At 57.2% G+C, this 6,514-nt stretch carries 6 protein-coding genes; 5 read left to right on the top strand and 1 reads right to left on the bottom strand.

Annotated features, from left to right (window positions below):
- Positions 1–169 precede the first annotated feature (169 nt).
- From sciP to RGAI101_RS22535, 5 genes are all read left to right on the top strand, one after another.
- Complete coding sequence (sciP, locus tag RGAI101_RS03560; protein WP_037227277.1) at positions 170–448, top strand: CtrA inhibitor SciP; 279 nt, start codon at positions 170–172, stop codon at positions 446–448.
- Between the two features lie 96 nt (positions 449–544).
- On the top strand, positions 545–1,264 hold the full coding sequence (gene ctrA, locus RGAI101_RS03555) for a response regulator transcription factor CtrA (protein WP_008228291.1): 720 nt from the start codon (positions 545–547) through the stop codon (positions 1,262–1,264).
- A gap of 86 nt (positions 1,265–1,350) precedes the next feature.
- On the top strand, positions 1,351–3,471 hold the full coding sequence (gene ligA, locus RGAI101_RS03550) for an NAD-dependent DNA ligase LigA (protein WP_008229048.1): 2,121 nt from the start codon (positions 1,351–1,353) through the stop codon (positions 3,469–3,471).
- Positions 3,468–5,558 carry an ATP-dependent DNA helicase RecG gene (gene recG, locus RGAI101_RS03545; protein WP_008226969.1) on the top strand — a complete coding sequence of 697 codons (2,091 nt, stop codon included), beginning with the start codon at positions 3,468–3,470 and terminating at the stop codon, positions 5,556–5,558. Before ligA ends, recG begins: the two co-directional genes overlap by 4 nt.
- Positions 5,559–5,657: 99 nt before the next feature.
- A complete protein-coding gene (locus tag RGAI101_RS22535; protein WP_302621187.1) occupies positions 5,658–5,786 on the top strand; it encodes a hypothetical protein in 129 nt (42 codons plus the stop codon).
- Positions 5,787–5,998: 212 nt separating this feature from the next.
- On the opposite strand, the gene RGAI101_RS03540 is transcribed toward RGAI101_RS22535, so the two are convergent.
- Positions 5,999–6,460, bottom strand: coding sequence for an iron-sulfur cluster assembly scaffold protein (locus RGAI101_RS03540; protein ID WP_008227550.1), 462 nt, complete (start codon positions 6,458–6,460; stop codon positions 5,999–6,001).
- Positions 6,461–6,514: the final 54 nt, after the last annotated feature.

Below are 6,514 nucleotides of genomic sequence, written 5' to 3'. Positions count from 1 at the left end.
GCAAATCCCAATGAATTCAGCGGCGGGGTGTGATCGAGAGGCATGGCAATACTCCGGGAGGTTTGATGCGATATATATGAAAATCCGCCCTATTCTCAAGGGGGGCCTTTAGGTGTCTTTAAGATCACAGCGCGCAAGGTGCCCCCCGTATCAGTGTTGGGTGAGTATTATGTATTTAAAGAAGGTAGTGGGGCCCAGGGCAGTGACGTTGCCGGATGGATCGACGTTTACACAGGCGGACCTGCCGGATCAAACGACGCGGCGGTGGGTGGCGTCGCGCAAGGCCGCCGTTGTGCGCGGTGTCGTCTACGGATTGATCAGCCAGTCAGAGGCGCTTGATCGCTATCAGATCAGCAATGACGAGTTCATGGAATGGGTACGGGCGGTGTCTGAGCATGGAGAAGCGGCATTGCGGGCCACGGCATTGCAAAAATATAGACAACTTTAAGTTGCCTTGATAAGCTGAAGTCGTCATTAACGTGTGATTAAGTAATTTTGTTCACGGTACAAATCGTATCCCAATTTAATCGAGCGGAGAAGATGAATGCGCGTATTGCTGGTAGAAGATGATCCAACGACCTCTAAAAGTATCGAAATGATGCTGACCCATGCGAATTTGAACACTTATGCGACCGATTTGGGGGAAGAGGGTATCGATCTGGCGAAACTGTACGACTACGATCTTATTCTTCTTGATCTGGATCTGCCTGACATGAACGGTCATGAAGTCTTGCGCCAATTGCGGCTAAGTCGGATCGAGACGCCAATTTTGATCCTGTCCGGTGCCGATGACACAGAAAGCAAGATCAAGGGTTTCGGTTTTGGAGCCGACGACTATCTGACCAAGCCATTTCACCGAGAGGAACTTGTCGCGCGCATTCACGCGATCATCCGCCGTTACAAAGGGCATTCGCAGTCGGTTATCCAGACCGGACAGGTTTCCGTGAATCTGGATGCCAAAACGGTGACGGTTGACGACAAGACAGTCCACCTGACGGGCAAGGAATATCAGATGTTCGAATTGCTCAGCCTGCGCAAGGGCACCACCCTGACCAAGGAAATGTTTCTGAACCATCTCTATGGCGGGATGGACGAACCTGAATTGAAGATTATCGACGTCTTCATCTGCAAACTTCGCAAAAAGCTCAGCACCGCGACGGGTGGAGAAAACTACATCGAAACCGTTTGGGGCCGCGGGTATGTGTTGCGCGATCCGGAACCGTCTTCACTTTCGTCGCCGCAAAGACTTGCCGTCGGCGTATAGCGTACAAAGACCGTCAAATCTGCTAGACCTGCCATAGATCGCTGCGTATTTATGCCCTCGTATCGGAAATAGGCAGGGGCAGATCATTGGCAGAACATATCGCAGTTCAAGACCTTAGCAAAGATCAGGCCGCTGAAGAATTACGACGACTCTCCGGGCTATTGGCACAGGCGAACAGGCAGTATTACGCCGAAGACGCGCCCCAGATTTCGGACGCGGAATATGATTGTCTGAAAAGGCGCAATACTGAAATCGAGACACGGTTTCCGTCGCTTAAACGCGCGGATAGCCCGACAGAACAGATTGGGGCGACCCCATCAGAGGGTTTTTCAAAGGTTCGGCACGAAGTTCCGATGCTTTCTTTGGGAAACGCGTTTGAGGATGAGGACGTCGTTGAATTTGATGGGCGTATCCGGAAGTATCTAGGACTGCCGTCGGACGCAGATTTGGACTTTACCGCAGAACCAAAGATTGACGGCCTGTCGCTGTCTTTACGCTATGAAAATGGCCTGCTGGTTCAAGCCGCGACACGGGGCGACGGGGCTGTTGGTGAAAACGTGACAGCAAACGCGCGTACAATACAGACGATCCCGAAAAAGCTGGACAGTGCACCAGACGTGATCGAAATACGTGGTGAAGTTTACATGAGCCACGACGACTTTGATGCGTTGAACGCGCGTCAGGGGGAACGTGGTGGCAAGCTGTTTGCCAACCCGCGCAATGCTGCCGCAGGATCACTACGACAACTTGATGCTGAAATCACGCGGTCGCGACCGTTGAAATTCTTTGCCTATGCATGGGGGGCTTTGTCCGAACCCTTGGGCCAGACGCAATCCGAGGCGATCAAACGAATGGAAAACATGGGGTTTTGCACGAACCCTTTGACGGAGCTTTGTTCTTCCGTGGCGGAAATGATCGATCAATACCGCAAGATAGAAGCCCAACGCGCGACGCTTGGATATGACATCGACGGCGTCGTCTACAAGGTAAACGACCTCGCACTTCAGGAACGGCTCGGGTTTCGGTCGACCACCCCCCGCTGGGCCATCGCACATAAATTTCCGGCGGAACTGGCTTGGACCACCTTGGAAGACATCACAATTCAAGTCGGCCGCACCGGTGCCTTGTCGCCCGTCGCACGGTTGAAGCCCGTGACCGTTGGCGGGGTCGTCGTGTCGAACGCGACGCTGCACAACGAGGACTACATCAAGGGCGTCGACAGCAAGGGAAACCAGATTCGCGACGGCAAGGATATTCGTGTTGGCGATTGGGTCCAGGTTTACCGTGCCGGCGACGTGATCCCCAAGATTGCGGACGTCGATCTATCAAGGCGCCCTTCTGATTCTGTTCCTTTCGATTTTCCAACCATTTGTCCCGAATGCGGCAGCGACGCGATCCGCGAAGAAGGTGATGCCGTCCGGCGCTGTATGGGGGGGCTGGTCTGCCCCGCGCAGGCCGTTGAAAAGCTGAAGCATTTCGTTTCCCGTGCCGCTTTTGATATTGACGGGCTGGGGGCCAAGCAGGTCGAACAATTCTACACCGATGGCTGGATTGCAGAGCCTGCTGACATCTTCACCCTTCAGGCCCGATATGGGTCGGGGGTGCAGCAGCTCAAGAACCGCGAGGGCTGGGGTGAAAAATCAGCCACCAAGCTCTTTCAAGCCATCGACGACAAAAGAACCATCCCACTGGCGCGCCTGATCTTTGCCCTCGGCATCCGCCATGTGGGCGAGGCGGCTTCAAACCTGATCGCGCTGCATTACGGCACGTGGTCTGCTTTCATCACCGCGATGGAAAATGCGCGCGAAGCATCGGGACCCGCGTGGGACGATCTGATCAGTGTGGACGGCGTGGGGCAGGTGATGGCCCAATCCCTGGTCAGCACCTTCGCCCAAGAGGCAGAGCGCGCATCCATTGACCGGCTGGTGGCCGAACTTTCGATACAGGACGCCACGCGCCCTGATACGCAAGGCTCTCCCGTGGATGGCAAAACCGTAGTGTTTACCGGAACGCTTGAAAAAATGACCCGTGCCGAAGCCAAGGCGCGCGCCGAACGGTTGGGGGCCAAGGTATCGGGGTCGGTCAGTGCCAAGACCGATATCCTGGTGGCGGGTCCCGGTGCCGGATCGAAAGCCAAGAAAGCGGCGGAACTGGGCATTGAAATCCTTGACGAAGATGCCTGGCTTGACCTGATTGCGGGCGCATGAGCGGTAGGCCGGAACCCCTTTTTCCGCTGTTTGCGGGTCTTGAAACCTTGGAAGGGGTTGGCCCCAAAACGGCACAGCATTTCGCGCAATTAGGGATCCAAGCGCCGCGTGACCTGTTGTTTACATTGCCTTATTCCGGCATCGATCGTCGTTTGCAGGCCTCTCTCAAGGATTCGGTGTTGCCCGCCACCGTCACTGTCGCAGTCACGGTGGGGCCGCACCGCGCGCCCGCCAACAAGGGTGGGGCGTACCGAATCCATGTCGAAGACAGCGGCACCGCGTTCCAGTTGGTCTTTTTCCACGCCCGCGGCGATTATTGGAAACGCCAGTTGCCGGAGGGGTCGCGGCGGATCGTGTCGGGGCGGGTGGAGCTGTTCGATAGGATGGCGCAGATGGTTCACCCCGATTTCGCGGTAGCAGAGGAGGACGCAGACCAGATTCCGACCTTTGAACCGGTCTATCCCTTGACCAGCGGCATCACGCAAAAGCTGATGTACAAGGCCACACGCGCGACATTGGCCCGCGTGCCGCCCTTTGATGAATGGATCGATCCGTCGCAAAAATCCCAGTCAGGCTGGCCGGATTTTGCGACTGCGGTTGCGGCGGCTCATGATCCTGAAAACCAGAGTGATTTGTCGGCGGCAGCCCCTTCGCGTGAACGTCTGGCCTATGACGAACTTATGGCACATCAACTTACGCTGGCCCTCGCGCGTGCCAGGGATCGACGCAAAAAGGGCCGCGCAAGCGTCGGCGACGGCCGCTTGCAGGGCCGCGTACTGGCTGCCCTGCCGTATAAGCCAACCGGTGCACAGACCAGGGCCATTTCAGAAATTGCCCATGATATGGCCAGCGCACAGCGCATGAACCGCCTTTTGCAGGGCGATGTGGGCGCGGGCAAGACCCTGGTCGCTTTCATGGCCTTGCTTGCAGCTGTCGAAGCCGGCGGGCAGGGTGTGCTGATGGCTCCTACGGAAATCCTGGCGCGCCAACATCTGGAGGGCCTGAAACCGTTGGCTGAACAGGCCGGCGTGGTGCTGGAAATCCTGACCGGCCGCGATAAGGGCGCTGAACGGCGATCCAAACTGGCAGCACTCGAAAAAGGCGATATCCAGATCCTTGTCGGTACCCATGCCGTGTTTCAGGCCGATGTCAGCTTTGGTGATCTGCGCCTTGCGGTGGTCGATGAACAGCACCGCTTTGGCGTGCGCCAACGGCTGGAGCTGGGGCAAAAGGGCAAGTTGGCCGATGTTCTGGTGATGACAGCAACGCCGATCCCACGGTCATTGGCGCTGGCGCAATACGGCGACATGGATGTGTCTGTCCTTGATGAAAAACCGCCCGGGCGCAAACCGATCCGCACGGCCTTGGTCAGCACGGACCGCATTGACGAGGTGATTGGCCGCCTGCGCGCCGCGATTGACGAGGGGCGACAATGCTATTGGGTCTGTCCGCTGGTTGAGGAAAGCGAAGTCAGCGATCTGATCGCCGCAGACGCCCGTTTCAAACGTTTGCGCGCGGTCTTGGGCGAAGGCATCGTCGGGCTGGTCCACGGCCAGATGCCACCCGCCGAAAAGGACGCCGCCATGCGCGCCTTCCAGCGCGGTGAAACCAAGGTGCTGGTTGCCACGACCGTGATCGAAGTGGGCGTCGACGTTCCAAATGCCAGCATCATGGTGATTGAACGCGCCGAAAGCTTTGGCCTCGCACAGTTGCACCAGTTGCGCGGGCGTGTGGGGCGGGGGCAGGCGGCCTCGACCTGCCTGCTGATGTATCAAGCGCCGCTGACGGAAACCGGTCGCCAGCGCCTGGAGGTACTGCGCGAGACAGAGGACGGTTTCGTGATTGCCGAAACCGACCTGAAGATGCGGGGCACGGGCGACTTGATCGGGACAGCGCAATCGGGTGTGCCGCGGTTTCGTGTCGCCGATCTGGAACGGCAGGCGGGGCTGATGCAGATCGCGCAATCGGATGCCCGCAAGCTGCTCGCCGACGATCCTGAGCTGGTCAGTCCAAGAGGGAAAGCCGCGCGGATGCTGTTGTGGCTCATGCGCCAAGATGAAGCGATCCGTTTGATATCAGTAGGTTAGACCTATTCGTTCCACTTTGTTCGCAAATGTTCTCAAAAAGTTCTTTACAGGGCATTAATAAAATGAGAACAAAGAGGCAACAGAAAACGGAGCACGCATATGACGATGATCAAGACAGTCAAAGCTATCGCGAAACGGTCGCAAGACACGCTTTTGCAGGACGCCGCCGGTATGGCAGCGTTGGTTGTGATCTTGGTTGTCGGGTTGCATCTTCCCGCCTTTGTTTGACTTCTGCCTGCGCATTCATGGCGCTTTGATCCAACCCAACGCATCTGTCCCAAACTTTATGCGTCCGACCGGTTCTGCCTGTTCCACGTCGGAATGCACCGAAATGTCCCTTTCGGTTCTGGATCAAAGCGAGCCTGCGTGAATACCGCATCCTTGCGCCGCCATCCCTTTGGATGTGCGGCGTTTTTTTTGGCTGAACGGCGCGTGAAAGGTCAGATGTTCTGCGCCGCTTCCTGCGTCTGGGTCTGCTGCATCGCTTCGGCAATTGCCTCAATGCTCAGCAAGATCGACGCATGCCGGTTCTTGTATTCTGCGGCAGGTGTCAGCACCTCGAACCCGTCAAACGGCGCGTCCGGCACCGGGCCTTTGCCCTTTAACATCGCCTTAAGCTGGTCACGCGCAGTCTGAACCTGGGCCAATGTCGCGCCGACAGCAGCCTGGCCTGCAACGGCAGCCGCAGCTTGACCCAAAGCACAGGCTTTGACGTCCTGACCCAATTCCACCAGCTTGCCATCTGCGACAACCACGTCCACCGTCACCGTGGACCCGCATAGGGGCGAACGCCACGTCACGGTTGCATCGGGATGATCCAGCCGACCCAAATGCGGAATGTCAGCTGCCAACCCCAGGATACGGGCGGAGTAAAGCTTGATCAGGTCGGTATCGGCAGTCATGGCTGTTCCTTTCGGCGCTTACCTCCTACATAAGCCCTCACGCGGATGATGCAA

The sequence above is a fragment of the Roseobacter sp. GAI101 genome (assembly GCF_000156335.1).
Taxonomy (GTDB): domain Bacteria; phylum Pseudomonadota; class Alphaproteobacteria; order Rhodobacterales; family Rhodobacteraceae; genus Sulfitobacter.
Note: the sequence above shows the minus strand (reverse complement) of the source record. Positions and strands in the feature narration are given on the sequence as shown.

What these genes read in the sequence shown, in the direction of transcription:
- RGAI101_RS03540 (WP_008227550.1), bottom strand. Translation starts at nt 6,460, where the DNA reads ATGACTGCCGATACCGACCTGATCAAGCTTTACTCCGCCCGTATCCTG.
- sciP (WP_037227277.1), top strand. Translation starts at nt 170, where the DNA reads ATGTATTTAAAGAAGGTAGTGGGGCCCAGGGCAGTGACGTTGCCGGAT.
- recG (WP_008226969.1), top strand. Translation starts at nt 3,468, where the DNA reads ATGAGCGGTAGGCCGGAACCCCTTTTTCCGCTGTTTGCGGGTCTTGAA.
- ctrA (WP_008228291.1), top strand. Translation starts at nt 545, where the DNA reads ATGCGCGTATTGCTGGTAGAAGATGATCCAACGACCTCTAAAAGTATC.
- RGAI101_RS22535 (WP_302621187.1), top strand. Translation starts at nt 5,658, where the DNA reads ATGACGATGATCAAGACAGTCAAAGCTATCGCGAAACGGTCGCAAGAC.